Here is a 23,719-nt window from a genome sequence, read left to right as displayed (position 1 = left end):
TCGTCTGAAATTAGTCGAGTTTTCTTTTGAATTATTGCCTTTGAATCGAGTCGAGCATGTTGGAAATCGAAATCGACGGTAAAAAATTGACAGTCCCTGGTGGTAGCACTGTGATGGACGCAGCCAATTCAATTGGTGTGCACATCCCACATTTTTGCTATCACAAGAAACTCTCAATTGCCGCAAGCTGCCGTATGTGTCTAGTTCAGGTTGAAAAAGCACCCAAGCCTTTGCCGGCCTGTGCAACACCTGTTACTGATGGCATGAAAGTTTGGACCCATTCTGATCAAGCGGTTACCGCACAGAAAGGGGTAATGGAATTTTTGCTGATTAATCACCCATTGGATTGTCCAATTTGTGATCAAGGCGGTGAATGCTCTTTGCAAGATCTGGCTGTTGGCTATGGCCAAACTGGCTCTGAATACGCAGAAGAAAAGCGTGTTGTTGCCAATAAAGATCTTGGACCTTTGATTTCAACGGATATGACGCGCTGTATTCATTGCAGCCGTTGCGTTCGCTTTACTGAAGAAATCGCCGGTTTCCAAGAATTAGGCATGGCCAATCGCGGAGAGTTTACCGAAGTAATGCCATTTATTGGCAAAACGGTGAATTCAGAGATTTCTGGTAACGTGATCGATTTGTGTCCGGTTGGCGCTTTAACCAGCAAGCCATTCCGTTACACCGCGCGCACGTGGGAATTATCTCGCCGTAAATCGGTGAGTGCACACGATGGCTTGGGTTCTAACTTGGTTGTACAAGTTAAGAACAATAAAGTAATGCGTGTATTGCCGCTAGAAAACGAAGCAATCAATGAATGCTGGTTATCGGATCGCGATCGTTATTCGTACGAAGCGTTGAATTCGGAAGAGCGCCTGACTAAGCCGATGCTCAAGCAAGGCGGTGTTTGGCAAGAAACCGATTGGCAAACGGCACTTGAATATGTTGCTAATGGTTTAAAGCAAGTGATTGCTGAACATGGCAAAAACAGTGTTGCTGCTGTTGCATCGCCAAACTCAACGGTTGAAGAGTTATTTGCTTTACGTAAAGTGATGGCCGGTTTGGGTGTGGAGTCGGTGCAGGCATTGGCTCGTAGTGCTGATTTTTCGCTAAAAACGCAAGGCGCTCAATGGTTAGGGCAGTCATTGCTTGAGCTGTCACAAAATGAAGCTGTTTTGTTGGTGGGCTCCACATTGCGTAAAGAGCAGCCATTATTGGCGCAGCGTTTACGTCAATCGGTGAAAAAAGGCTTGCAGCTATCCGCTGTCAATGCGCATTCAGATGAAATGTTGACCAAACTGGTTGGCGAAGTTGTCGTGCGTCCGGACCAGCTGGTGGAAGGCTTATTACAAGTTATTCAAGCATTTGTTGAGTTGAAATCAGTACCAGTACCCAATGGCGTTGATTTATCGAATGTGTTGGTTTCTGATGCCGCACGTGCGATTGCTTTGAGTTTTGATGGCAAAGCCAAAACCGCCATTTTATTGGGTAATGTGGCCCAAACTAATGCGCGTTATGCTGAAATTTACGCCGCTGCAACTGCGCTAGCCGTGCTAACCGGCGCGACATTGGGTGTGCCAGCCATGGCCGCCAATAGTGTTGGTGCGCAATTAGTTGGCGCGGATCTCGGTGGGGATGTGTTTGGTGCAGGGTCATTGGCAGACGCTAAAAAAGCGTACGTATTTTTAGGTGTTGAGCCTGAATATGATGCACACAACGGTGCTCATGCTATGGCCGCAGCAAAAAATGCAGAGATGGTGGTGGTGATGTCACCGTTCCAAAGCTGCGCCATGGACTATGCCGATGTGATTTTACCGATCTCTCCATTTAGCGAAACATCAGGTACGTTCGTGAATATGGAAGGTAAAGCGCAAAGCTTTAATGGTGTAGTTCGACCATTGGGCGAGACGCGTCCAGCGTGGAAAGTATTCCGAGTACTCGGCAATCTATTTGGATTCTCTGGTTTTGAATACAACTCATCAGAAGAAATTCGCGATGAAGCGCTAGCTGGTGAAATTGCGCCGCGCTTAAGTAATGCCGTAGTAAGTACGCACGCTGTGCGTGCACAAGCTGCACAGGGTTTAGTTCGCTTCGGTGAAGTGCCTTTGTATCAGGTTGACGCTATGGTTCGTCGTTCACCAAGTTTACAAGCCACTCAAGATGCTTTGCTCGCCAGCACTTTACGTGCAAATACGGCGACACTGGCTAAATTGGGCTTGGTGGTTGATGGTCAAGCCATTGTTCAGCAAGAGCAGGGTAGTGCCACATTATTGGTGGCGCTCGATGATGGCTTACTTGACGATGTAATTCGCGTTGCTGCTTCGCATCCATTGACTCGTAATTTGGGTGATATGGTTGGCGCTGTTGAAGTGCTGAAGGCTTAAGGGGCAGAACATGGAATTTCTACAAAGTTATTTGGGTTATGACATCGCTTTTGTCGTTTGGACGCTACTCAAGATTGTTTTGATTGTGGCGCCGATTATGGGGGCCGTGGCTTATTTAACGCTGGCAGAACGTAAAGTGATCGGTTTTATGCAAATCCGGATTGGCCCTAATCGGGTTGGTCCTTTCGGTCTGCTACAACCGGTTGCTGATGGCGTAAAGCTGTTGTTAAAAGAAATTATTGCACCTAGCGCTGCTGATAAGAAGCTGTTCTTTTTAGCTCCCATCATGGTATTGGTTCCTGCGCTAGGCGCATGGGCGGTTGTGCCGTTTTACCCTGGGTATGTATTGGCCGATGTGAATGTAGGTTTGCTCTACGTGATGGCCATTACTTCAATGGGTGTTTACGGTGTGATCTTGGCAGGATGGGCGTCTAATTCGAAATATGCTTTCTTGGGCGGTATGCGTGCAGCTGCTCAAGTAATCTCTTACGAGTTGGCAATGGGTTTTGCGCTGGTTGGCGTGATTATGGTTTCAGGTAGTTTGAACCTCACCGCGATTGTTGAGCAGCAAGGTCAGGGTATGGCCGGTGGCTCGCTCTTATCGTGGAATTTGATCCCGCTGTTACCACTGTTTGTGGTGTATTTCATCGCAGGTGTTGCTGAAACTAATCGTGCACCATTTGACGTGACTGAAGGTGAATCTGAGATTGTTGCTGGACACATGGTTGAGTATTCAGGCATGGGTTTTGCGCTGTTCTTCTTGGCTGAATACGCCAATATGATTTTGATTTCAGCCATGGCTTCGGTGATGTTCTTGGGTGGTTGGTTATCACCATTCCCAGCGTCAATTCCAGTTCTTGGCGCTGCGAGCCCGCTGTGGTGGGTGTTGAAAGTTGCATTTTTGCTGTTCTGCTTCTTGTGGTTCCGCGCAACATTTCCGCGATATCGTTACGATCAATTAATGCGCCTAGGTTGGAAGATCTTTATTCCAGTAACTTTGGTTTGGATTGTCTTGGTGGGTGCTTGGATGCAGACCCCTTGGTCGATCTGGTAATGGAAAAGGACTTACGCCATGGATAAAATTTTATATTTCTTTAAAACCTTCTTGCTGGTTGAATTGGTGAAGGGCTTGTTATTAACGGGTCGTCACTTTTTCCAGCGCAAGATTACTGTGCAATTTCCTGAGGAAAAAACACCGTATAGCCCGCGTTTTCGTGGTTTACATGCCCAGCGCCGCTACGCCAATGGCGAAGAGCGTTGTATTGCTTGCAAATTGTGTGAAGCGGTTTGCCCAGCTATGGCGATTACGATTGAATCAGAGGCGCGTCCGGACGATAAAACTCGTCGTACCAGCCGTTATGATATTGACCTGACTAAATGTATTTTTTGCGGTTTTTGTGAAGAAGCCTGTCCGGTTGATGCGATTGTAGAAACGCATATTTATGAATATCACGGTGAAAAACGTGGCGATTTGTATTACACCAAGCCAATGTTGTTGGCAGTCGGTGATAAATACGAAGCTGAAATCGCTGAACGCAAAGCTGCTGATGCTAAGTATCGCTAGGAATAAAATATGACTTTAGCGCTTTTTTATATCTTTGCTGCAGTGCTGATTTTTGCCGCATTTCGTGTGATTACAGCTAAGAACCCAGTGCATGCCGTGCTGTATTTGGTATTGTCGTTCTTTAATAGCGCCGTATTGTGGATGCTGATTAAAGCTGAGTTTTTGGCGGTTTCACTGATTGTGATTTATGTCGGTGCGGTAATGGTGTTGTTCTTGTTTGTGGTGATGATGCTGGATATTAACTTCGAAGCGTTACGCAAGAGCTTTTGGAAGTTTTTACCGGTGGCAGGCACCGTTGCAATCATTATGTTGATTGAAATGGTGATGATTCTGTCGCATCGCGCAGCGCAAATTGATGAGTCTCGGTTGCTTGAGCCAAGTTTTAATACGGCCTCAGCTGAAACCTTGGGGATGTTAATTTACACCCAGTATTTCTTACCTTTCCAGTTGTCGGCAGTGTTGCTGTTGGTTGGGATGATTGCAGCGATTGCACTGACATTACGCAAGCGTAAGAATACCAAGTATATCAATCCGGGTGAGCAAGTTCGTGTCAAACGCGACGATCGCTTACGGATTGTAAAAATGGCGTCCGAGCCAAAAGATTCGGCAAGTGATGCCCAGTCTACCGATCAACCTGCAGCCTAATTGGCCTAGATAAGAGTTTAGGGAGGATATGTGCTTACACTGACTCATTACCTTGTGTTGGGCGCAATTATGTTTGCGACCAGCGTGTTTGGCATTTTCATGAACCGCAAAAATCTAATCGTATTGCTAATGGCAATCGAATTGATGTTGTTGTCTGTGAATATGAATTTCATCGCGTTTTCGCAGTTTTTGGGCGATACCGGTGGCCAGATTTTCGTCTTCTTTATCCTAACCGTTGCTGCAGCCGAATCGGCTATTGGCCTCGCTATCTTGGTGGTGCTCTTCCGTAATTTACGGTCGATTAACGTCGAAGATTTGGATAGCCTGAAGGGTTAAACCGGACAACATAGAATCGGACAAGAATACCAATGGATATGAAATCGATTTATCTGCTTATACCGCTAGCGCCATTATTGGGCTCGCTAATCGCTGGTTTGTTTGGCTGGGCGATTGGCCGTCGAGCGGCACATATTGCAACGATTGCAGGCGTTGCTGCGTCGTTTGCTTTGTCGGCGTATACCTTAAATTATTTGCTCAATGGTGGCGAATCTTTTAATGGCAATCTCTACACATGGCTTTCAGTCAATGGCGTGGATTTGAATATCGGCTTTTTGGTTGATAATCTCACCGCAATGATGATGTGTGTTGTCACTTTTGTCTCGCTGATGGTGCATATCTACACCATTGGTTACATGAAAGATGACCCTGGTTATCAGCGTTTTTTTAGTTACATCTCATTGTTTACTTTCTCAATGTTAATGCTCGTCATGAGTAATAACTTTGTGCAGCTGTTTTTTGGCTGGGAAGCGGTGGGTTTAGTATCGTACCTGTTGATTGGTTTTTGGTTTAAACGGCCAACTGCTACCTTTGCAAACTTGAAAGCCTTTTTGGTTAATCGCGTAGGTGACTTAGGTTTCTTGCTCGGGATCGGTTTGGTATTGGCTCATTTTGGTACTCTGGATTACGCCGAGGTGTTTGCAAAAGCGCCTGAACTTAAAGATGCGACGATTAGCTTGTTTGCTGGTACGCCATGGTCATTGATGACGGTGACTTGCATCTTGCTGTTTATTGGTGCGATGGGTAAATCAGCGCAATTTCCTTTGCATGTTTGGTTGCCAGATTCAATGGAAGGCCCAACACCAATTTCAGCATTGATCCATGCCGCAACAATGGTGACTGCCGGTATCTTTATGGTTTCACGGATGTCTCCGTTGTTTGAGATGTCTGATACCGCGCTCAATTTTGTATTGGTGATTGGTGCAATAACCGCGCTATTTATGGGTTTCCTCGGGATTATCCAGAACGATATTAAACGAGTTGTAGCGTATTCGACGTTGTCGCAGCTGGGCTATATGACGGTGGCCTTGGGTGTTTCGGCGTATTCAGTGGCGTTGATGCATTTGATGACGCACGCATTCTTTAAGGCTTTGCTATTCCTTGCTGCGGGTTCGGTGATTATGGGTATGCACCATGACCAAAATATCCGCAATATGGGTGGTTTGCGTAAATATATGCCGATTACGTGGATCACGTCGTTGATTGGGTCATTAGCTTTGATTGGCACGCCATTTTTCTCGGGTTTCTATTCAAAAGATTCAATTATTCTTGCGGTTGAAGCGTCTAAATTGCCTGGTGCTGGATTTGCTTATTTTGCTGTCGTTGCTGGCGTATTTGTTACGGCATTTTATTCTTTCCGGATGTATTTCTTGGTTTTCCACGGCAAAGAGCAGTGGATGCAAAAGAAAGATACGCACCATGGTCATGATGCCAATGATGATCACGATCATCACCACGGTTTGGGGCCGAATGACAAGCCGCACGAGTCGCCATGGGTTGTTACTTTGCCATTGATTTTGCTGGCGATTCCTTCGGTGATTGTTGGGTATATCGCAATTAGCCCGATGTTGGCCGGGGACTTCTTTAAAGATGTGTTGACGGTTGATCTTGAAGCGCACCCAGCAATGTCGGCGGTGGTTCACCATGCGCATGATGCGATGGGTATGGCGACTCATGCGTTTGTCACATTGCCATTTTGGTTGGCTTTTGCTGGTGTGGCTACTGCATGGTTGTTCTATATGAAGGCACCGCAACTTCCTGCTGCATGTGATCGATTCTTTACTGCGATTGGCGTTAGAAAACTGCTTGAAGAAAAGTATTACATGGATCATTTGTACATCAATGTGTTTACTGCGGGTGCCCGCGCGCTGGGTACGGTGCTTTGGAAAGTGGGTGATACATTGTTGATTGATGGTCTGTTGGTGAATGGGACTGCAAAGCTTGTTGGCGTGTTCTCGGGTCTTCTTCGTCGCCTGCAAACTGGATACATCTACCATTACGCTTTTGCAATGATTATTGGCGCCTTGCTGCTGATGACTTGGTGGTTGGGTGGCGTACTCACTTTGCCGTGATTGGTGTTGCTTCGCTTTTTTTGATGACGACAGATTTAATACATAACAAGTAGGTTAAATATGACGGGTAATCTCCTCAGCCTTGCAATCTGGCTGCCCATTGTGGCAGGTTTGATTGTACTTGCTACGGGTAGCGATAAAAATGCTCCCGCAGCGCGCTGGCTGGCGCTGATGGGCGCTTTGGTTTCTTTTTTGGTTACGATTCCGCTTTACACTGGCTTTGATACGTTTCACGGCGGTATGCAATTCACGGAAATGAAGCCGTGGGTTGAAAGCTTGAATATTAACTATCACCTCGGCGTAGATGGTTTATCTATGCTGTTTGTGATTTTGAATAGTTTTACCACTTTATTGGTGGTATTGGCTGGCTGGCAAGTGATTCAAAAGCGTGTAGCGCAATACATGGCTGCATTTTTGATCATGTCTGGCTTAATCAATGGCGCATTTGCGGCCATGGATGCTATTTTGTTTTACGCCTTCTTTGAGGCCATGCTGATCCCAATGTACTTGATTATTGGTGTCTGGGGTGGTGCTCGTCGTGTGTATGCATCGGTTAAGTTCTTCTTGTATACCTTGCTGGGCTCTTTGTTGACTTTGGTAGCGTTTGTTTATCTGTACTATCAAAGTGGCGGTAGTTTTGAGATTGCTGCATTCCAACGCTTGCCGTTGACAATGGGCGCGCAAACCATGCTGTTGATTGCATTCTTTTTTGCCTTTGCGGTGAAGGTGCCAATGTGGCCAGTGCATACCTGGTTACCAGATGCTCACGTTGAAGCGCCAACAGGTGGTTCGATGGTGTTGGCTGCAATTACTTTGAAGCTGGGTGCTTACGGTTTCTTGCGGTTTGTATTGCCGATTCTGCCCGATGCTTCACGCGAATATGCCTGGCTCATGGTTACTCTGTCATTGATCGCCGTTGTTTACATCGGTATGGTGGCTTTGGTTCAAACAGACATGAAAAAGCTAATTGCTTATTCATCAATCTCACACATGGGTTTTGTTACGCTGGGCTTCTTTATGTTCGGCGGTGCTAGCGGTAATCAATTGAATTCATGGGCCGTTGAAGGCGCATTAGTGCAAATGATTTCTCACGGTTTTATTTCTGCGGCAATGTTCTTCTGTGTTGGCGTAATGTATGACCGTGTTCATAGCCGTAAGATTGCTGATTACGGTGGTGTAGCTAACAAAATGCCAATTTTTGCTTCATTCATGATGTTGTTTGCGATGGCTAATTCAGGTTTGCCAGCGACTTCGGGATTTGTGGGTGAGTTTATGGTGATCTTGGGCGCGGTACAGGTTAATTTCTGGTATGCCGTTGCTGGTGCTACAACTTTGATTTTTGGTGCTGCTTATACGCTTTGGATGTACAAACGCGTTCTGTTTGGTGAAGTTGCAAATCAAAATGTAGCTGAGCTTAAGGATGTCAATAAACGTGAATTTTTAATTCTAGCGGTGTTAGCCATCGCCGTTTTAGGAATGGGTTTATATCCTGCGCCGTTTACCGAGGTGATGCACCAGTCAGTGAATGATCTGATTTGGCAAGCTTCACAGACCAAGCTTAATTAATCCTTATTATAAGAAATAGGCTAGAACCATGACCTGGACCAGTCTTAATGCATGGGTGGCGGCACCAGAAATTTTCCTTCTGTGTGCAACTTGCGCCATTCTTTTGCTTGACCTTTTTATTAGTGATGCCAAACGGCATCTGACTTATGTAATGACCTTGGCGACTTTGGCAATCACTTTTGCTTTAGTGTTAATGGGGCATGAGCCGCAAGCGCGTCTCGCATTTAATGGCTTGTACTTAGTTGATCCAATCGCAGATTTTGCAAAATTGGCAATGATTGTCGGTGTGGCTTTAGTGCTAATCTACGGTCGTAGCTATGCAATGGCGCGTGGCTTGTTTCGTGGTGAATTATTTACCCTCACCTTGTTCTCATTATTGGGAATGATGGTGATGGCGTCATCGGTTAATTTCTTGGCGTTGTATGTAGGCCTAGAATTAATGTCTTTGTCGGTGTATGCCTTGGTGGCTTTAAATCGTGAGTCATTTGCCTCGACAGAAGCCGCGATGAAGTACTTCGTTTTGGGGGCTTTGGCTTCAGGCATGCTGTTGTATGGTGTGTCGATGTTGTATGGCTCTACGGGCTCTTTGGATATTTTTGCCGTGTCGCATGCAATTCAAACGGGGCAGGCGAATAATTTATTAGCGGTATTTGCCATTGTATTCATTGTTACCGGCTTAGGATTTAAGTTTGGTGCGGTGCCATTTCATATGTGGGTTCCTGATGTTTATCAAGGAGCACCAACGCCGATTACTCAACTGATTGCATCGGCACCTAAAGCCGCAGTGTTTGTGTTTTCTCTGCGTATTTTAGCGCAGGCTTTAGAGGGCTTTGCGCCGGATTGGCGTGGTATGTTGATGGTGTTGGCGGTATTGTCGATGGGCTTAGGTAATATTACGGCCATCTCTCAAACCAATATTAAACGGATGCTTGGCTATTCGACCATTTCACATATGGGCTTTGTCTTGTTGGGTCTATTGGTGGCCAGTCCGGCCGGTTATTCAGCGTCATTTTTCTATGTCGTTTCTTATATATTAATGAGTGCTGCCGCATTTGGTGTCGTTATGTTGCTGTCTCGGCAAGGGTTTGAAGCCGATCAGATTGAAGATTTGAAGGGCCTAAACCAGCGTAGTCCGTGGTTTGCTGCAATGATGTTGTTTACCATGTTCTCTATGGCGGGTATTCCGATTTTCTTGGGCTTTTTTGCTAAGTTAGCCATCTTGAAAGTTGTTGTGGATATGGGCTTGGTTCCGCTGGCTGTGATTGCCGTAGTGTTTTCTCTGATTGGTGCGTTTTATTATCTGCGAATTGTTAAAGTGATGTACTTTGATGATGCTGTTGATCAATCGCCACTGATTGCTGGGAATGATGCCAAGCTCGTATTGTCGATCAATTGTTTGTTACTTCTCGTGCTAGGGTTTATGCCTGACGGCCTGATGAACTTACTTTCTGATGCGGTGTCACAATCATTCACTTCGCTACCATACTAATGCAATGCAAAACTTCTTGTTAATTGTTGGGTTGGCTGCTTTGGCGGCTAACCTGCCTTTTTTCTCTGAAAAAGGGTTCTTTTTTTGGAAATTTAAGGCTGAGGCCAAATCCTTTGGCTGGCGTCTATTAGAGCTTAGCGTCTTTTATGTGTTATTGGCTGGGGTCGCTTATCTTTTAGAATCACGTGTCAGCTCGGTTCACTCACAAAACTGGCCGTTTTATGTGAGTACCTTTGCGCTGTTTGTGGTTTTTGCTTGGCCGGGCTTTGTTTGGCGTTATTTTTGGCGAAAACCAGGCATTTAGTCATAAATAATGTGGTTCTTTGCTTGCCAAAACGTTAAATGATATTTATTATGTTGCTTCTTTAGGCGCGTAGCTCATCTGGTTAGAGCGCTTCCTTGACATGGAAGAGGTAGTTGGTTCGAATCCAATCGTGCCTACCAATAATTCGAGATCAAATCTATGCAATTCGTTACTACGATACCCGGGTGTATTTTGGGGTAGCCGTACATAGATTGGATATAAAAGTGCGGCTAGGCCGCACTTTTTTTTTGGTTTTTTTGAGTAAATATTGTCTCGGCTTGCCGAGTAACTGATTTAGGCGATGAATATGCCAGCGATTACACTTCCTGATGGTTCAGTGCGTCAATATGATGATGCAGTTTCTGTATATGATGTGGCCCATAGCATTTCCCCGGGCTTGGCTCGTGCCGCACTCGCTGGCAAGGTGAATGGCCAGTTAGTTGATACGCGTTATGTGATGGAACAAGATGCTTCACTGCATATCATTACAGATAAAGATGCAGAAGGGCTTGATGTGATTCGTCACTCGACTGCGCATTTGTTGGCCTACGCCGTTAAGCAGCTCTATCCAACAGCACAAGTCACGATTGGTCCAGTGATTGAAAATGGTTTTTATTATGATTTCGCTTATGAGCGTCCGTTTACACTGGATGATTTAGCGGCGATTGAAAAGAAAATGACCGAGCTGGTCAAAAAAGATATTCAAGTTGAGCGCTATGAATTAAGTCGCGATGACGCGATTACGTATTTCAAAGGCATTGGCGAAAACTACAAGGCTGAAATTATTGAATCTATTCCTGCAGATCAAGTGTTGAGCTTGTATCGCGAGGGGGATTTTACTGACCTTTGCCGTGGACCTCACGTGCCATCAACTGGAAAGCTCAAAGTATTTAAGTTGATGAAAGTGGCCGGCGCTTATTGGCGCGGTGATAGTAAAAATGAAATGCTAACCCGGGTATATGGCACTGCGTTTGCTAAGAAGGAAGATCTAGCGCAATACCTTCATATGCTCGAAGAGGCTGAAAAGCGTGATCACCGTAAATTAGGCAAGCAGCTTGATTTGTTTCATATGCAAGATGAAGCACCGGGCATGGTCTTTTGGCATCCTAAGGGCTGGACGCTTTGGCAAATTATTGAGCAGTACATGCGTGCCAAATTAAATCGCCATGGCTATCAGGAAATTCGTACGCCGATGGTGATGGATCGTACGTTGTGGGAAAAATCAGGGCATTGGGAAAACTATCACGACGGGATGTTTACTACCGAGTCTGAAAAGCGCGACTACGCGATTAAACCGATGAATTGCCCGGGGCACGTACAAGTCTTTAATCAAGGTTTGCGTTCATACCGTGATTTGCCGTTGCGTTATGCTGAATTTGGCTCTTGTCACCGTAATGAGCCATCGGGTTCTTTACATGGGATTATGCGGGTGCGTGGCTTTGTGCAAGATGATGCGCACATTTTCTGTACTGAAGATCAAGTTCAGCAAGAGGCGGCCGCATTTATTGATTTGCTTAAAGAGGTTTATGCCGATTTTGGCTTTGATGATATTTTGGTTAAACTTTCAACTCGACCTGAAAAACGCATTGGTACTGAGGCATCTTGGGATCGCGCGGAGGCCGCTTTGGCTGCCGCTTTAGATTCAAAGGGCTTGGACTTTGAGTACTTGCCAGGTGAGGGTGCTTTTTATGGTCCTAAGATTGAATTTACATTAAAGGATTGCTTGGGCCGGCTGTGGCAATGTGGTACTTTGCAGATCGACCCTAATTTGCCAGAGCGTTTAGGTGCTGAGTATGTTGGTGAGGATAACGCCAAGCATCACCCGATTATGTTGCATCGCGCGGTGCTGGGCTCTTTAGAGCGTTTTATTGGTATCTTGATCGAAAACCATGCTGGTGCATTTCCGGCTTGGTTAGCGCCTGTGCAGCTGGTAGTGATGAATATTTCTGAGTCGCAACGTGAATATGCGCAAAAAACGGCTGATTTATTGAATCAAAACGGACTTCGTGCATCAGTGGACTTGAGAAATGAGAAGATTACCTATAAAATCCGCGAACATAGCTTGCAACGTCTTCCTTATCAGCTCATTGTAGGGGATAAGGAACGTGAAGCAGGTTTGGTGGCCGTGCGTAACCGCAGTGGTGAAGACTTAGGGCAAATGACAGTGGAAGCGCTGATTGCGCTGGTAAAAGCTGATTTGCCTAAGGTTTAACGCTTGCAGGTGCACGGTTTTGTTTTTGAATGACTTGGAGTAATAACAATAGCTGCTCAAGATAAAGGCCCGCGTATTAATGGTGAAATCACCGCGCGTGAAATTCGTTTGCAAGGTGTGGAAGGCGAACAACTCGGTATCGTCTCCCTGAATCAAGCCCTTCAACTGGCTGAAGAGGCAGAGGTAGATCTGGTAGAGATCGCGCCGAATGCTCAGCCTCCGGTTTGCCGATTGATGGATTACGGTAAATTCCGGTACGAAGAGGCTAAGAAAAAGCACGCTGCCAAGCTCAAGCAAAAGCAGGTACAGGTTAAAGAAATTAAGCTGCGCCCGAGCACGGATGAAAACGATTATCAAGTTAAATTGCGTGGTGCAATTCGCTTCTTAAATGAAGGCGACAAGTGCAAATTTACTTTACGCTTCCGTGGTCGTGAGATGGCTCACCAAGAGATTGGTATGGCACAACTCAAACGAGTTGAGGCTGACTTGGCTGAATTGGCTGTAGTTGAGCAATATCCGAAGCTCGAAGGTCGCCAGATGGTGATGATGCTTGGACCTAAGAAAAAAGTATAACGGGTTGGCGACTACACCTGTTAAAGCCAATGTAGTTATTGGCTGGTAGTCGCGGTGGGGTGGCGGGTATTAAGTTCGATTGGCAACAATAGACGCCCTTTTGCCTAATCTAATAAGCTCATTTGAGCTAAGGCTAGTTGGAGTAAGTAATGCCTAAAATGAAAACCAAGAGTAGTGCTAAAAAGCGCTTCAAAGTACTTGGCGGTGGTGGTGTAAAGCGTAGTCACGCTTTCAAACGCCACATCTTGACCAAGAAAACGACTAAAACTAAACGCCAATTGCGCGGTACTTCTATGGTCGATGCGTCGAACATGAAGTCTGTTCGTGCAATGCTGCCATACGCTTAACCAAGGAGATAAACTATGCCTCGCGTTAAACGTGGTGTCACCGCTCGAGCTCGTCATAAGAAAGTCTTAGCCCTGGCTAAAGGCTATCGTGGTCGTCGTAAAAATGTCTATCGTGTCGCTAAACAAGCGGTCATGAAGGCAGGTCAATATGCATACCGTGATCGTCGTCAGAAAAAACGTCAGTTCCGTCAACTCTGGATTGCACGTATTAACGCTGCTTCCCGTGAGTGTGGTCTGGCATACAGCCGCTTCATGAATGGCTTGAAAAAAGCCGGTATTGAAGTTGACCGTAAAGTTTTGGCCGACATGGCAATCTTTGACAAGCCAGCTTTTGCTGCGTTTGTTGAACAAGCTAAAGCAAGCCTGACTGCTTAATCGGTACTGCCGGTAATGAGGGAGGCTTTCAGCCTCCCTTTTTTATTCACTGTTTTTTCGTGAAAAAATTAAATTTAATGGACTGCGTAGTCTATTTTGTTTAGCTTTTTCTCTCCTCACTACTTATCGGGCCTAAAACATGGTTGCAAATATGCAAGCCTTGCTTGACGCTGGTTTGGCCGCACTTGATGCGACAAATGATCCAGTTGAACTCGAAATTGTCAAAGCGCATTACATCGGAAAACAAGGTCAGATTACTGCCTTGATGAAACTGCTGGCCGCAATGCCTGCTGATGAAAAAAAAGCGTTTGGCGCGCAAGTCAATCAAACCAAGCAAGCTTTTGAAGCCGCACTGAACGCCAAGCGTGATGGTATTGCTGCAGAAAAATTAGCAGCACAACTCGCCGCTGAAGCTTTAGATGTCTCCTTGCCAGGTCGTGGGCATGCTAAAGGTGGTTTGCATCCAGTCACGTTAGTGCAGCAACGGATTGAGGCTTTGTTTGGTAGCATGGGTTTTGCTGTTGCCGATGGCCCCGAAATTGAAAATGATTTTCATAATTTCGAAGCCCTCAACATTCCAAAAAATCATCCTGCACGCGCGATGCAAGACACTTTTTATATTGAAAGTGAAGGCGAGCCTTTGGTCTTGCGCACGCATACCAGCCCGATTCAAGTTCGCTATATGCTGGATAATGAACCACCCATTAAGATTATCGCGCCAGGCCGCGTTTATCGTGTGGACTCTGATGCAACCCATTCTCCAATGTTCCATCAAATGGAAGGCTTGTGGGTAGAAGAGGGCGTGTCTTTTGCTGATTTAAAAAGTGTCATCGTTGACTTTTTGCGGCGCTTTTTCGAGCGCGATGATCTCGAAGTTCGTTTCCGTCCGTCGTTCTTTCCATTTACTGAGCCATCAGCTGAAATCGACGTGAAATGGTCGAAAGGCTGGATGGAAGTGGGCGGTTGCGGCATGGTGCATCCGAATGTTTTAAAAAGTGTGAATATTGATTCAGAAAAATATACCGGTTTTGCTTTTGGCATTGGTTTGGATCGATTTGCGATGCTGTACTACGGCGTGAATGATTTGCGGTTGTTTTTTGAAAACGACGTGTCTTTCTTGTCCCAATTCAAATAAGCGGAGCATCAATCATGCAATTTTCAGAACAATGGCTGCGTAGCTGGGTTAATCCAGCGCTTAATTCAGACGAACTTGCGCATTTGTTGACGATGGCAGGTTTAGAAGTCGAAGAAAATGAAGCCGCAGCACCCGCATTTTCTGATGTGTTTGTCGCAGAAGTACTGAGTGTAAGCAAGCATCCTGATGCCGATCGCTTAAATGTATGTAGCGTCAATGTGGGTGAAGCTGAGCCACTGCAAATCGTTTGTGGCGCACCGAATGTGGCCGCAGGCTTAAAAGTGCCGTGTGCCCGTATCGGTGCGGTATTGCCGGGCAACTTTAAAATTAAAAAAGCCAAAGTTCGCGGCATTGAATCATCGGGCATGTTGTGCTCGGGTGATGAGATGGGTATTGCTTCGGACATCGATGGTTTATATGAGCTACCGAGCGATGCCCCTGTGGGTATGCCGATTCGCGAATTTTTGGCGCTTGATGATCGTTTGTTGACCTTAAAACTCACACCGAATCGCACTGATTGCTTATCAATTCGTGGTATTGCGCGTGAAGTTGCTGCTTTAACTAAAGCAAGCTTAAGCCCTGTTGTCATTGAAACAGCTGCGGTTAATACCGATGCCACAATTGCCGTTGCATTGAACGCCGCCGAGGCTTGCCCACGCTATGCGGGCCGTCTTATTCAAGGCATCAACCAAGCTGCGGCAACACCTGACTGGATGAAGCAGCGCTTAGAGCGCTCGGGTATTCGTTCGATCTCGGCGATTGTTGATATTACAAATTACGTTTTGCTAGAGCTTGGTCAACCGATGCACGCGTTTGACGCGGCTAAGTTGTCCGGTGGCGTGCAAGTTCGCTTTGCTAAAGCCGGTGAATCCATCACCTTGCTGAACGAAAAAGAACTGAAGCTGAGTGATGATTTGCTGGTGATTGCTGATGATCGTGAAGTGTTGGCACTGGCCGGCATCATGGGCGGTTTGGCGTCGAGCGTGACCGAAAGCACCCAAGATATTTTCTTAGAGTCGGCCTTTTTTGCGCCAGACGTTATTGCCGGTAAAGCGCGTCGTTTTGGCTTTTCTTCAGATTCGAGCCACCGTTTTGAGCGCGGCATTGATTTTGGCAATGTGCGTCAAGCGCTCGAGCGTGCTACGCAATTGGTCGTCGATATTTGTGGCGGTCAAGTTGGCCCAGTGACGGAGCAATTAACCACCTTGCCTGCGCGGACACCGGTTGCATTGCGCGTGAGCCGTGTGGCTAAAGTGCTCGGTATTAGCTTGCCTGCAACTGAAATTATGGCGATGTTGCAAGGCCTTGGTTTAGCATGTGAATTGGCATCAGATGTCATTACCGTAACACCGCCGTCGTATCGCTTTGATATTGAAATTGAAGAAGACTTGATCGAAGAAGTGGCGCGTGTTTTTGGCTATGACAATATCCCAGTCAGCCCATCACTAGCGCGGATGAGTATGTTGCCGCAAGCGGGTGATCGCCGTAGTAAGAATGTTTTAAAATCAATTCTTGCTTCACGTAATTATCAAGAAACCATTTCTTACGCATTTGTGGAAGAAAAATGGGAAACAGATTTCGCTGCAAATAGCGCACCGATTCGCTTGATGAATCCAATTGCCAGCCAAATGAGCGTGATGCGCTCAACCTTGATTGGTGGTTTAGTCGCCGGTTTGCAACACAATTTAAATCGAAAACAAGACCGTGTTCGTTTGTTTGAACTCGCTCGCGTCTTTCAAGGCGTTGCGGCACATCAACAACCAGAACGAATGGCTGCGTTAGCATGGGGCAATCGTTTTGCCGAGCAATGGGGTGTAGCCAAAGAACGTGTTGATTTCTATGATATAAAAGCCGATGTGGAAGCACTACTTGCGCCACGGGTTGCTCAATATCGTCGAGTCAATCATCCTGCGCTTCACCCTGGTCGTTCAGCTGAAGTGGTGTTGGATGGCGAAGTAATTGGTGTGCTCGGTGAAGTACACCCGCAGTGGGTGCAGTCCTATGGCTTGGCCTTTGCACCGGTTGTTTTTGAGCTTTCGGTTGCCGCATTGACTCAAGTGGCGAAGTTGCAAGCAGAACCGATTGCTAAATTTCAAGTGGTACGCCGAGATTTGGCATTGTTAATGGATGAGTCCCTCGCTGCAGGCACCTTGTTGTTAGCATTTGAAAGTTTAAAATCACCGATTATTTCATCAGTAGAAGTTTTCGATGTTTATCGTGGTAAAGGTTTGCCAGATGGTAAAAAGAGTCTTGCATTCAAAATCTTGCTGCAAGATACTTTAAAAACTTTGACTGATGAAGAAATCGATATAGCAGTAGCAAAATTACTCCAGAAGGCAGAGGAATGCGGCGCGATCTTGAGAGCATAATGCAGTACGAAACAAGCACATTAACACTGACAAAAGCAGACCTTGCCGATATGTTATTCGACAAGGTGGGTTTGAATAAGCGCGAAGCCAAAGATATGGTGGAATCTTTTTTTGATGAAGTCCGTGCTTCATTATCAGAAGGCGATACCGTTAAATTATCTGGCTTTGGCAATTTCCAACTTCGTGATAAACCGCAGCGTCCAGGACGTAACCCTAAAACCGGTGAAGAAATCCCAATTTCTGCACGGCGCGTGGTTACATTTCATGCAAGTCAAAAGCTGAAGGGAATGGTCGAAATCCATTATGCAAAGCTCCAGCAGCGTTATTCCAACCAGTGATTTGCCATCAATCCCAGCAAAGCGCTACTTCACCATTGGTGAAGTTAGCGAATTATGTGGTGTAAAACCCCATGTTTTGCGGTATTGGGAGCAAGAGTTTACGCAACTTAAGCCGGTAAAACGGCGTGGTAATCGACGCTACTATCAGCATCACGAAGTGCTGCTAATTCGCCGAATTCGCTCTTTGCTGTATGAGCAAGGATTTACCATTAGTGGGGCGCGTAATCAATTGGGTGTGTCGATGGTTGAAGTTGGCGACTACGGTCGTGGTGAAGTCAGTTTGACCGAAGTTCGCCATGAGTTAGAGGATTTGCTGGCATGGCTTGAACAGTAAGTTTGTTTGGGTTAATATACGGCCTCTCGGAATATAGCGCAGCCTGGTAGCGCACTTGGATGGGGTCCAAGGGGTCGCGAGTTCGAATCCCGCTATTCCGACCAATCAAATCAATGGGTTACAGCTTTACGGCTGTAACCCATTTTTTCTTTGTGCCAATTCTGTGCGTTTATGGTTGCACTTGGCGTGAGCTAGGGTGAGCCAGTAATGCTCGATTTAAGTTTTTCCTCTGCTTTCCATCCGCCTTGTTATTTTCTCCATTCCTTTGCGTAGGACCCCCATCCTTGCTTCAAGGTGATTAAAGGCCTGTGCTGATTGCTGTGCTTGTTCTTGATAGAGTCGATTATAGGTTTTCCAGTGCATGCCTTTGGGCTTACCGCCTTAGCCGTTCATGTAGCCCGCTGGCAGGCCTAATTTCTTCCTAACTGTGTTTGCTCGCCTAAATTGCAGGCCGAAGTGCCTAGTCTTATTTTGCAATTTACGTCTTGCCATTCCCCATCGCGCTTGATGCGGTATTGCAGTGTAATCGCGTTCTCTGCAACGATGGCTGAGATGCTGGCTATACGTTCAGCGTTGCGAGTCCAAGACCAATCAAAGCCACTCCCTGTGAGTAGTCCATCACGTTGCCAACGGCGTATATCCACATAACGATAGTTTTGTGTTTTAGCTTTTCCGCTGTGTGAGTGCCAGCCACTGCCAATTCCACCCATTTTATTTCGCCGTTTTATACGAAATCATTTGTGAAATTTCTGTAGTACCTGTCCAATTTTACAGGAAGTTGATTGCATGGTTTGCTTGGTTGCTTCTGATGGCAACTAGGCTTGTTCCGTTGCGGCAAAGCGTTTTCAGTCGTTTTGCATAGCGTTTGAAATGCAGTAAATCATCATTTTTCTTGTGCTTGCTCTCTGGAATATGTTCTCCGAATTTGGCGAGAGCTAAAGGCATCAGTAATGTAGAGATGATAATGTCTGCGATTTGTAGCCCCACATGACTATTGCTATTGCCAAAAGTGGGCGGTAGGTGGAAGCGTGGAAATGTGTTTTTCTGCTCCCACATGGCTAAAGAAATAGGTTGTGCAACTTTGCCATTGATTTCTGTGCCCCTAAAGTCGGCTACGATCAGGCCATCACTCAATTCTTTATCCAAGAGTTGATGATAATTTTTAGCGATTCGCATCATCGCATCTGCGTATAGCTGGGTGCCATTAAACTTATCATCAGGCACTTTGATGATGACTTGGCCATACAGTTCTGCGCCGTGGGCGTTCAAAGTGTCCAGAAGTAGATGGGCGAGTTTATGTGCTTTGCCCGCGTCTAATTTATTCCCTTCGCGAATTGCCCGCCGCAGATCAGCGCCTTTTAGCTCGTTGAGTGCATCTTGATGACGGGAATTTGGCCTAGTTTCGCCATACAAATACAGCTGTTTGATTTTGATAAATTGACGACCAATCGAATCTAAAGCCTCTTTCGGTAGAGCAAGGCCAGCGATGATAAGGGCAGGTTGAATTTCTGTGTTATTTGCTGGCAAATAGCCTGGGCAGCCAGCTTCATCGATATAGCAGATGTGCATATTGAGTTCTCATAAAGTAATCGTTAGAAAGCAGCTAGTCGCTTTTTTTCAAAGCGAAGAAATGATGTGAAAACACACCAATTTCCTGCGCATGCCATCGCGGTCATGCACGATTACTCCACCAATATGCAACGCAAGCGTTGTGGAGCGTCCTTCTTAGGGACTGTCACTGTGCTCGCTTGAGTCATCAGTGCTGCAGTTTGCTAATGCAAAACTGTGCTTACCTCGTTGTTGCTGCGAGGTGTCCTTCTCAGGGACTGGTAGTGGTACATAACTGTAACCGAACTACTACAAATTGGCGTTTGCCAAATCTGCATTTCACTCGTACTTGCTACGAGTTGCCTTGCTTAGGGCTGGCGATGCTGAGTGATAAGTCAAGCAGAGCCGCACAAGATCTTAAATCATATGTGCGCAAGCATCATTCAAATCCGAAGAAAAAATGATGTGTCCTTCTTCAGAACTGCCATATCATCACAATTCGTGAATAAATATGGTGCGGGTTTTCTTATTGGAAAAACCACGAAACTAGCTGAATCGAACTATAAGCGAACTGAAACATAATCTGCAAGCGTATCTAATAAGACAGTGCGTAAACCGAACATAAGATGGCAATATCTAAGAGGGTGTACAGCAGGCGGAGTAAGTAAAATGCCAAAAAGCGGCTGACTGCCCCGGCTCGCGGGGTGGCGTTTGTGTTTTTAATTAGGCATGTATTGTTCCTCCAATACGATAACGGCACCTTGGTCGGGCGAACGTCTAGCGGTTTGCCTTTCTGGTGGTCGTCGATCTTGTAAAAGCTAAACGCGAACAAACTGCATTGATTGCGGCCACCGTGGCGGGTGCGAATGAGCCAGCCTTTATCCTCTAGCTCTTTCAGCGACTTGGCCAAGGTCGCTTTGCTGCGCCATCCTCTAGGCTGCATCAGCGTCCATGCTGCCGATAAATAGCCATTGCGATTCGGGTGCCACTGGCTGGCTAGATCGAAAATCAATTTCACGGCATAGGGGCTGAGTGCGGCAAATTCATCGGACGTAATCACGACCATCGGTAGGGGCATGAATAAACCTTTTTCACGCCCCTCCTTTAGATCGCGCAGCGCAGCAGCTTTTTGTTTGCTGCCAGCCATCGCTAACCCTCCAGCAAGCCAACAGGTAAGAATAAGCTTTTGAATATCGCCAGCTTGGCTTTGACTGCTTGATAGGCTTGTTTATGATCCGCGCCAGTCGCGAGGGCATATTGCACGCTCTCGGCTGCCAGTACATAGCAGCAGCCCAGCGTGGTGAGTTGCGCTGTACTGAGGTTGGAGCGCTGCCCTTTGTCGATGCCGATGGTTTTATTCACCAGCTTTTCAAGGTTGATATGGTACATCTTAGCGGGCGTGCTGCTGCCGTGTTGCTGGGCATATTCCGCAAGCTGGCTTGCTGCTTGGTGTGCATGGCGATACGAGGGCAGGTATTGCTGATCTCGTGCCGCGAGTGTGCGGCGTGCTTCGCCAAATGCTTGGATCAATCGGGTTTTCATGGCGCGAATCTCAGGCGTATTGCGGGTATAGGTCAGCACCAGCATGCCTTGATCTTCATTCAGCAATGCAAACCGTTCAGGTCTGCCGCCTAGCTTTTGAGCTTTTGCGCTTTCAAAGCGCATTACTCCTAATGCCATATAGTCGCTTTGGTGTAGCTCAATACGGCGTAATAGGTGGCGATGCTGCACGCCCAACTTGTTCGCCAATAGTCGCGAATCAATCAATGGCTCGATATTGCTGCCGATCAATTGCAAATCGTGCTCAGGTACAGGGATTAAATAAGCCATGATTATTGCTCCTTCTTTAGGCGGCGTTTGATGAGGGAGTAATGCGCAATGCCGAAATGCTCGCGCCCATCACGGTCGACGGTGCGGCGGCGTTCAACGTGGATTTCTGCGCCTTGGTCGACTAGCTCCATCACGCGGCCAGCGGGGTGCAATACGTTATACAAGTCACGCAATTCAAAGGTGTTTTTGGTGCCTGTCAGTAAAGCTTGCTCGGTTCGATCTTGTTGCGCGACTCGGTCGGTGCGCTTATGCTGGCGGTTTTGTTTTGGGTCGTCACTGCCGTTGAGGTGCTGGCGATTGCTCAAGTTTTAGCCCTCCCGTTTTGCGGGTAGGCAGCGGGCAAGATAAGCATGCAAGCTGACTGCGGGGATTGCGCTGGCATTGGTCGACAGTTTGACCAATTCGAGTTCGCCTTGTTTAACGAGGCGATAGATCGTGGCGCGGCTCAATCCGAGCGTGGTGACTGCGGCATTGATTCGGTACATCAGGGGTGTGGCTGCTAAGGGCATAAAGCCTCCATACGTTGGTTTAACGTGGTGCATCAGGGCGATGCATAGGAGGCATTTGAAATCAGGAAGGAATAATGAAGTGTAGAACTACTTTTCTAAGGCGTAGTTTTACGCCGTTATTTACTAATTCGTTCACTGCCAAGTTTTATATAGTCAGCGAGAATCGGGCTTGAAATTGCTTTGGGATAGCCCTTTATTTCTAGGTCCTTGATCAGTTTTTCGGCAGCCCCTCGTGGTTGTTTTAATTCGTCAAAACTTAAATTTAACCCAGCGAGTAATGCAACAGCCTCCAGTAACTTATTTTCTTTTTGCTTTGGAATTTTACGTTCCTCTGCTGATGCGTCGACTTGTTGCAGTCCTGCACTTTGTTCTTGATTCAATGCTTCACCGCTAGCTAGTCGATTAAATTCCGCAGCTGAAATATATAAATCTTCAGGGGCTATTTTCCTTTGATCGCTTGGAAAACTATAAGTTGAGTCCGGTACAGCTTCAAAGTCTTCGTTATATTCATATTTTAATGGTCTGAAGTATTTTGTTTGCTTTTGAGTTGTATATTTCGATAGTGCTACTAAGCCATTAAAGCCAATGACGTACATGTCACTAAAAAACAGGTGTTCATTTTTTAGTGATCTGACTTGTTTTGGGCGTAGAGGTAGAAAGTCCACATCGACGAGGCCTTCAGGTAACTCATTTACATTTAATTTAACATCAGCAAATGACATTTCTAGGTCTGAAATGCGCCATAAAATTTCAAGTCGTGAGGTTTCACCTAGATGAATTAAATACTCATAGCTCGTATTTAGCTTTTCAGCTGATTCATGAAGTGTGTAAAACCAGCGAGGGAAATTGTCTTCAAGCTTCTTAAGCGGCTTAGATTTTGTCATGTCATTTTTTACTCAAATGAATGGATTGATTAGGCGGCATGACGTCCAAACGAAATCACATTATTTGCCTCGGTATTGGCAAATAAGGACAGACGTTCACCCAGCAAAATAAACGCCTCCCTTTGCTCGGCTTCTTGCCGTTGCAGTTGGTAGGTGCGTTTGATTTTGTTTTCTTCTTTGTGATTTAAACACTTTTCGATGATATGCGGTGCAATACCGAGTTCGCCCATGAGCGTGGCGGCGGTGCGGCGTAGGTCGTGCGGTGTCCACTTGCCACTCGATAACACTAAGGCCTGCGTATTTTGACTGCGGGCACTCATGGTAGTGGTTTGGTTGTCGCTAATTTGCTTTTAAATGTCGCGGCAAAAATCATGCGAGCCGCATGATGGGCTGCTTCGGCTTCTTGTTCAAGCTCGGCCAGTTTTTGCTGCTGCTGTTGATCGAGGATGGACAGCTGATCTGCTGTGGCTAAGTCTTGGCGGGCTTTCGCTGGATCAATACTCTTGGCAAGTTGTAATCACACCAGCCTCTTGCGGTGCTGAGGCGACGCTCGTCAGACGTGGCTTCAAAACAATAAATAGAGCGCGTCATTCTGTGATTGCCCTTTGAAGGGGCGGTATCGCTTTGACTCGGTATAAAAATTGTATTTATTTAATCTGGCGCCACTTTAAGTGGTCGAGTTTTACTTGTTTGTCGTTTTTTAAATACATCATTACCGCGCATTCTAGCCCTTGGGTGAGCTGAAGTTTTTGTGGTTTATTGTCGTGATGTGTAAGTTTGAATCTGGATTAGTAAGATGCTGTAGAAATGAAATGTTCTTTATAAAAGAGATGAACTGGCTAAATAGGCCAATCTTGCGCTGATTTGCCATTGGCATAATAGAGCGCCAATTTCTTACTTGTTTCTGA

General features: G+C 46.2%; 25 protein-coding genes and 2 tRNA genes. 19 read left to right on the top strand and 8 right to left on the bottom strand.

Features of this window, described 5'->3' with window-relative positions; all coding sequences use genetic code 11:
- Nucleotides 1-56 precede the first annotated feature (56 nt).
- The 19 genes from nuoG to Q0V82_RS05045 all read left to right on the top strand — a co-directional run bounded on the left by nuoG (nt 57) and on the right by Q0V82_RS05045 (nt 18,144).
- Nucleotides 57-2,381, top strand: a complete 2,325-nt coding sequence (gene nuoG, locus Q0V82_RS05135) for an NADH-quinone oxidoreductase subunit NuoG (RefSeq protein ID WP_297573191.1) — start codon at nt 57-59, stop codon at nt 2,379-2,381.
- 10 nt (nt 2,382-2,391) lie between these two features.
- The gene (nuoH, locus tag Q0V82_RS05130) at nt 2,392-3,435 is read left to right on the top strand and encodes an NADH-quinone oxidoreductase subunit NuoH (protein WP_221022734.1); all 1,044 of its coding nucleotides are present in this window, start codon (nt 2,392-2,394) and stop codon (nt 3,433-3,435) included.
- An 18-nt stretch (nt 3,436-3,453) separates the two neighbouring features.
- Complete coding sequence (nuoI, locus tag Q0V82_RS05125; protein ID WP_173533770.1) at nt 3,454-3,945, top strand: NADH-quinone oxidoreductase subunit NuoI; 492 nt, start codon at nt 3,454-3,456, stop codon at nt 3,943-3,945.
- A gap of 9 nt (nt 3,946-3,954) precedes the next feature.
- A complete protein-coding gene (locus tag Q0V82_RS05120) occupies nt 3,955-4,590 on the top strand; it encodes an NADH-quinone oxidoreductase subunit J (protein WP_297573187.1) in 636 nt (211 codons plus the stop codon).
- A gap of 30 nt (nt 4,591-4,620) precedes the next feature.
- On the top strand, nt 4,621-4,926 hold the full coding sequence (nuoK, locus tag Q0V82_RS05115; protein ID WP_226763152.1) for an NADH-quinone oxidoreductase subunit NuoK: 306 nt from the start codon (nt 4,621-4,623) through the stop codon (nt 4,924-4,926).
- Nucleotides 4,927-4,958: 32 nt separating this feature from the next.
- Nucleotides 4,959-6,998, top strand: coding sequence for an NADH-quinone oxidoreductase subunit L (gene nuoL / locus Q0V82_RS05110; protein ID WP_297573184.1), 2,040 nt, complete (start codon nt 4,959-4,961; stop codon nt 6,996-6,998).
- A gap of 60 nt (nt 6,999-7,058) precedes the next feature.
- Nucleotides 7,059-8,564: an NADH-quinone oxidoreductase subunit M gene (locus Q0V82_RS05105; protein ID WP_297573182.1), complete on the top strand. Its 1,506-nt coding sequence runs from the start codon at nt 7,059-7,061 to the stop codon at nt 8,562-8,564.
- A gap of 28 nt (nt 8,565-8,592) precedes the next feature.
- A complete protein-coding gene (gene nuoN / locus Q0V82_RS05100; protein ID WP_297573180.1) occupies nt 8,593-10,053 on the top strand; it encodes an NADH-quinone oxidoreductase subunit NuoN in 1,461 nt (486 codons plus the stop codon).
- Nucleotides 10,016-10,357 carry a DUF2818 family protein gene (locus tag Q0V82_RS05095; protein ID WP_308445217.1) on the top strand — a complete coding sequence of 114 codons (342 nt, stop codon included), beginning with the start codon at nt 10,016-10,018 and terminating at the stop codon, nt 10,355-10,357. The genes nuoN and Q0V82_RS05095 overlap by 38 nt, the downstream gene beginning before the upstream one ends.
- A gap of 63 nt (nt 10,358-10,420) precedes the next feature.
- Nucleotides 10,421-10,497: transfer RNA gene (locus tag Q0V82_RS05090), tRNA-Val, on the top strand.
- Between the two features lie 167 nt (nt 10,498-10,664).
- Nucleotides 10,665-12,569 (top strand): threonine--tRNA ligase, encoded by a 1,905-nt coding sequence (gene thrS / locus Q0V82_RS05085; protein ID WP_297573178.1) that lies wholly within the window; start codon nt 10,665-10,667, stop codon nt 12,567-12,569.
- Nucleotides 12,570-12,617: 48 nt separating this feature from the next.
- Entirely contained in the window at nt 12,618-13,142 is a 525-nt protein-coding gene (infC, locus tag Q0V82_RS05080; protein ID WP_203564288.1) for a translation initiation factor IF-3, read from the top strand.
- Nucleotides 13,143-13,291: 149 nt separating this feature from the next.
- A complete protein-coding gene (gene rpmI / locus Q0V82_RS05075) occupies nt 13,292-13,489 on the top strand; it encodes a 50S ribosomal protein L35 (RefSeq protein WP_297573177.1) in 198 nt (65 codons plus the stop codon).
- Nucleotides 13,490-13,504: 15 nt separating this feature from the next.
- Entirely contained in the window at nt 13,505-13,864 is a 360-nt protein-coding gene (gene rplT, locus Q0V82_RS05070) for a 50S ribosomal protein L20 (protein ID WP_226763146.1), read from the top strand.
- Nucleotides 13,865-14,003: 139 nt separating this feature from the next.
- Nucleotides 14,004-14,999, top strand: coding sequence for a phenylalanine--tRNA ligase subunit alpha (gene pheS, locus Q0V82_RS05065; RefSeq protein WP_182075092.1), 996 nt, complete (start codon nt 14,004-14,006; stop codon nt 14,997-14,999).
- Between the two features lie 14 nt (nt 15,000-15,013).
- Nucleotides 15,014-17,368, top strand: a complete 2,355-nt coding sequence (gene pheT, locus Q0V82_RS05060; protein WP_297573176.1) for a phenylalanine--tRNA ligase subunit beta — start codon at nt 15,014-15,016, stop codon at nt 17,366-17,368.
- Complete coding sequence (locus tag Q0V82_RS05055; protein WP_182075091.1) at nt 17,368-17,706, top strand: integration host factor subunit alpha; 339 nt, start codon at nt 17,368-17,370, stop codon at nt 17,704-17,706. Before pheT ends, Q0V82_RS05055 begins: the two co-directional genes overlap by 1 nt.
- A complete protein-coding gene (locus Q0V82_RS05050) occupies nt 17,672-18,040 on the top strand; it encodes a MerR family transcriptional regulator (RefSeq protein ID WP_297573174.1) in 369 nt (122 codons plus the stop codon). Before Q0V82_RS05055 ends, Q0V82_RS05050 begins: the two co-directional genes overlap by 35 nt.
- Nucleotides 18,041-18,067: 27 nt before the next feature.
- Nucleotides 18,068-18,144, top strand: a tRNA-Pro gene (locus tag Q0V82_RS05045).
- A gap of 306 nt (nt 18,145-18,450) precedes the next feature.
- Here the strand turns inward: Q0V82_RS05045 and Q0V82_RS05040 are convergent.
- The 8 genes from Q0V82_RS05040 to Q0V82_RS05005 form a co-directional block, all read right to left on the bottom strand.
- On the bottom strand, nt 18,451-18,750 hold the full coding sequence (locus Q0V82_RS05040; RefSeq protein ID WP_297573173.1) for a hypothetical protein: 300 nt from the start codon (nt 18,748-18,750) through the stop codon (nt 18,451-18,453).
- A gap of 58 nt (nt 18,751-18,808) precedes the next feature.
- The gene (locus tag Q0V82_RS05035) at nt 18,809-19,609 is read right to left on the bottom strand and encodes a DUF3800 domain-containing protein (protein WP_297573171.1); all 801 of its coding nucleotides are present in this window, start codon (nt 19,607-19,609) and stop codon (nt 18,809-18,811) included.
- Nucleotides 19,610-20,183: 574 nt separating this feature from the next.
- On the bottom strand, nt 20,184-20,735 hold the full coding sequence (locus Q0V82_RS05030) for a hypothetical protein (protein WP_297573169.1): 552 nt from the start codon (nt 20,733-20,735) through the stop codon (nt 20,184-20,186).
- A 2-nt stretch (nt 20,736-20,737) separates the two neighbouring features.
- On the bottom strand, nt 20,738-21,418 hold the full coding sequence (locus tag Q0V82_RS05025) for a Rha family transcriptional regulator (RefSeq protein ID WP_297573167.1): 681 nt from the start codon (nt 21,416-21,418) through the stop codon (nt 20,738-20,740).
- Between the two features lie 2 nt (nt 21,419-21,420).
- Entirely contained in the window at nt 21,421-21,723 is a 303-nt protein-coding gene (locus Q0V82_RS05020; RefSeq protein WP_297573165.1) for a helix-turn-helix domain-containing protein, read from the bottom strand.
- Between the two features lie 3 nt (nt 21,724-21,726).
- Nucleotides 21,727-21,927 carry an AlpA family transcriptional regulator gene (locus Q0V82_RS05015; protein ID WP_297573163.1) on the bottom strand — a complete coding sequence of 67 codons (201 nt, stop codon included), beginning with the start codon at nt 21,925-21,927 and terminating at the stop codon, nt 21,727-21,729.
- Between the two features lie 116 nt (nt 21,928-22,043).
- Entirely contained in the window at nt 22,044-22,811 is a 768-nt protein-coding gene (locus tag Q0V82_RS05010) for a hypothetical protein (RefSeq protein WP_297573162.1), read from the bottom strand.
- 29 nt (nt 22,812-22,840) lie between these two features.
- Nucleotides 22,841-23,155 (bottom strand): tyrosine-type recombinase/integrase, encoded by a 315-nt coding sequence (locus tag Q0V82_RS05005; protein WP_297573262.1) that lies wholly within the window; start codon nt 23,153-23,155, stop codon nt 22,841-22,843.
- Nucleotides 23,156-23,719 lie beyond the last annotated feature (564 nt).

This window comes from uncultured Deefgea sp. (genome assembly GCF_947072475.1).
In the GTDB taxonomy this organism is placed as follows: Bacteria; Pseudomonadota; Gammaproteobacteria; order Burkholderiales; family Chitinibacteraceae; genus Deefgea.
The sequence above is the reverse complement of the archived record's forward strand: the minus strand, read 5'-3'. Positions and strand labels throughout refer to the sequence as shown.

What these genes read in the sequence shown, in the direction of transcription:
- rplT (WP_226763146.1), top strand. Translation starts at nt 13,505, where the DNA reads ATGCCTCGCGTTAAACGTGGTGTCACCGCTCGAGCTCGTCATAAGAAA.
- pheT (WP_297573176.1), top strand. Translation starts at nt 15,014, where the DNA reads ATGCAATTTTCAGAACAATGGCTGCGTAGCTGGGTTAATCCAGCGCTT.
- Q0V82_RS05035 (WP_297573171.1), bottom strand. Translation starts at nt 19,609, where the DNA reads ATGCACATCTGCTATATCGATGAAGCTGGCTGCCCAGGCTATTTGCCA.
- nuoH (WP_221022734.1), top strand. Translation starts at nt 2,392, where the DNA reads ATGGAATTTCTACAAAGTTATTTGGGTTATGACATCGCTTTTGTCGTT.
- nuoI (WP_173533770.1), top strand. Translation starts at nt 3,454, where the DNA reads ATGGATAAAATTTTATATTTCTTTAAAACCTTCTTGCTGGTTGAATTG.
- Q0V82_RS05120 (WP_297573187.1), top strand. Translation starts at nt 3,955, where the DNA reads ATGACTTTAGCGCTTTTTTATATCTTTGCTGCAGTGCTGATTTTTGCC.
- thrS (WP_297573178.1), top strand. Translation starts at nt 10,665, where the DNA reads ATGCCAGCGATTACACTTCCTGATGGTTCAGTGCGTCAATATGATGAT.
- nuoN (WP_297573180.1), top strand. Translation starts at nt 8,593, where the DNA reads ATGACCTGGACCAGTCTTAATGCATGGGTGGCGGCACCAGAAATTTTC.
- Q0V82_RS05015 (WP_297573163.1), bottom strand. Translation starts at nt 21,927, where the DNA reads ATGCCCTTAGCAGCCACACCCCTGATGTACCGAATCAATGCCGCAGTC.
- Q0V82_RS05030 (WP_297573169.1), bottom strand. Translation starts at nt 20,735, where the DNA reads ATGGCTGGCAGCAAACAAAAAGCTGCTGCGCTGCGCGATCTAAAGGAG.
- nuoL (WP_297573184.1), top strand. Translation starts at nt 4,959, where the DNA reads ATGGATATGAAATCGATTTATCTGCTTATACCGCTAGCGCCATTATTG.
- pheS (WP_182075092.1), top strand. Translation starts at nt 14,004, where the DNA reads ATGGTTGCAAATATGCAAGCCTTGCTTGACGCTGGTTTGGCCGCACTT.
- rpmI (WP_297573177.1), top strand. Translation starts at nt 13,292, where the DNA reads ATGCCTAAAATGAAAACCAAGAGTAGTGCTAAAAAGCGCTTCAAAGTA.
- Q0V82_RS05010 (WP_297573162.1), bottom strand. Translation starts at nt 22,811, where the DNA reads ATGACAAAATCTAAGCCGCTTAAGAAGCTTGAAGACAATTTCCCTCGC.
- Q0V82_RS05095 (WP_308445217.1), top strand. Translation starts at nt 10,016, where the DNA reads ATGCGGTGTCACAATCATTCACTTCGCTACCATACTAATGCAATGCAA.
- Q0V82_RS05105 (WP_297573182.1), top strand. Translation starts at nt 7,059, where the DNA reads ATGACGGGTAATCTCCTCAGCCTTGCAATCTGGCTGCCCATTGTGGCA.
- Q0V82_RS05055 (WP_182075091.1), top strand. Translation starts at nt 17,368, where the DNA reads ATGCAGTACGAAACAAGCACATTAACACTGACAAAAGCAGACCTTGCC.
- Q0V82_RS05040 (WP_297573173.1), bottom strand. Translation starts at nt 18,750, where the DNA reads ATGGGTGGAATTGGCAGTGGCTGGCACTCACACAGCGGAAAAGCTAAA.
- Q0V82_RS05050 (WP_297573174.1), top strand. Translation starts at nt 17,672, where the DNA reads ATGCAAAGCTCCAGCAGCGTTATTCCAACCAGTGATTTGCCATCAATC.
- Q0V82_RS05025 (WP_297573167.1), bottom strand. Translation starts at nt 21,418, where the DNA reads ATGGCTTATTTAATCCCTGTACCTGAGCACGATTTGCAATTGATCGGC.
- nuoG (WP_297573191.1), top strand. Translation starts at nt 57, where the DNA reads ATGTTGGAAATCGAAATCGACGGTAAAAAATTGACAGTCCCTGGTGGT.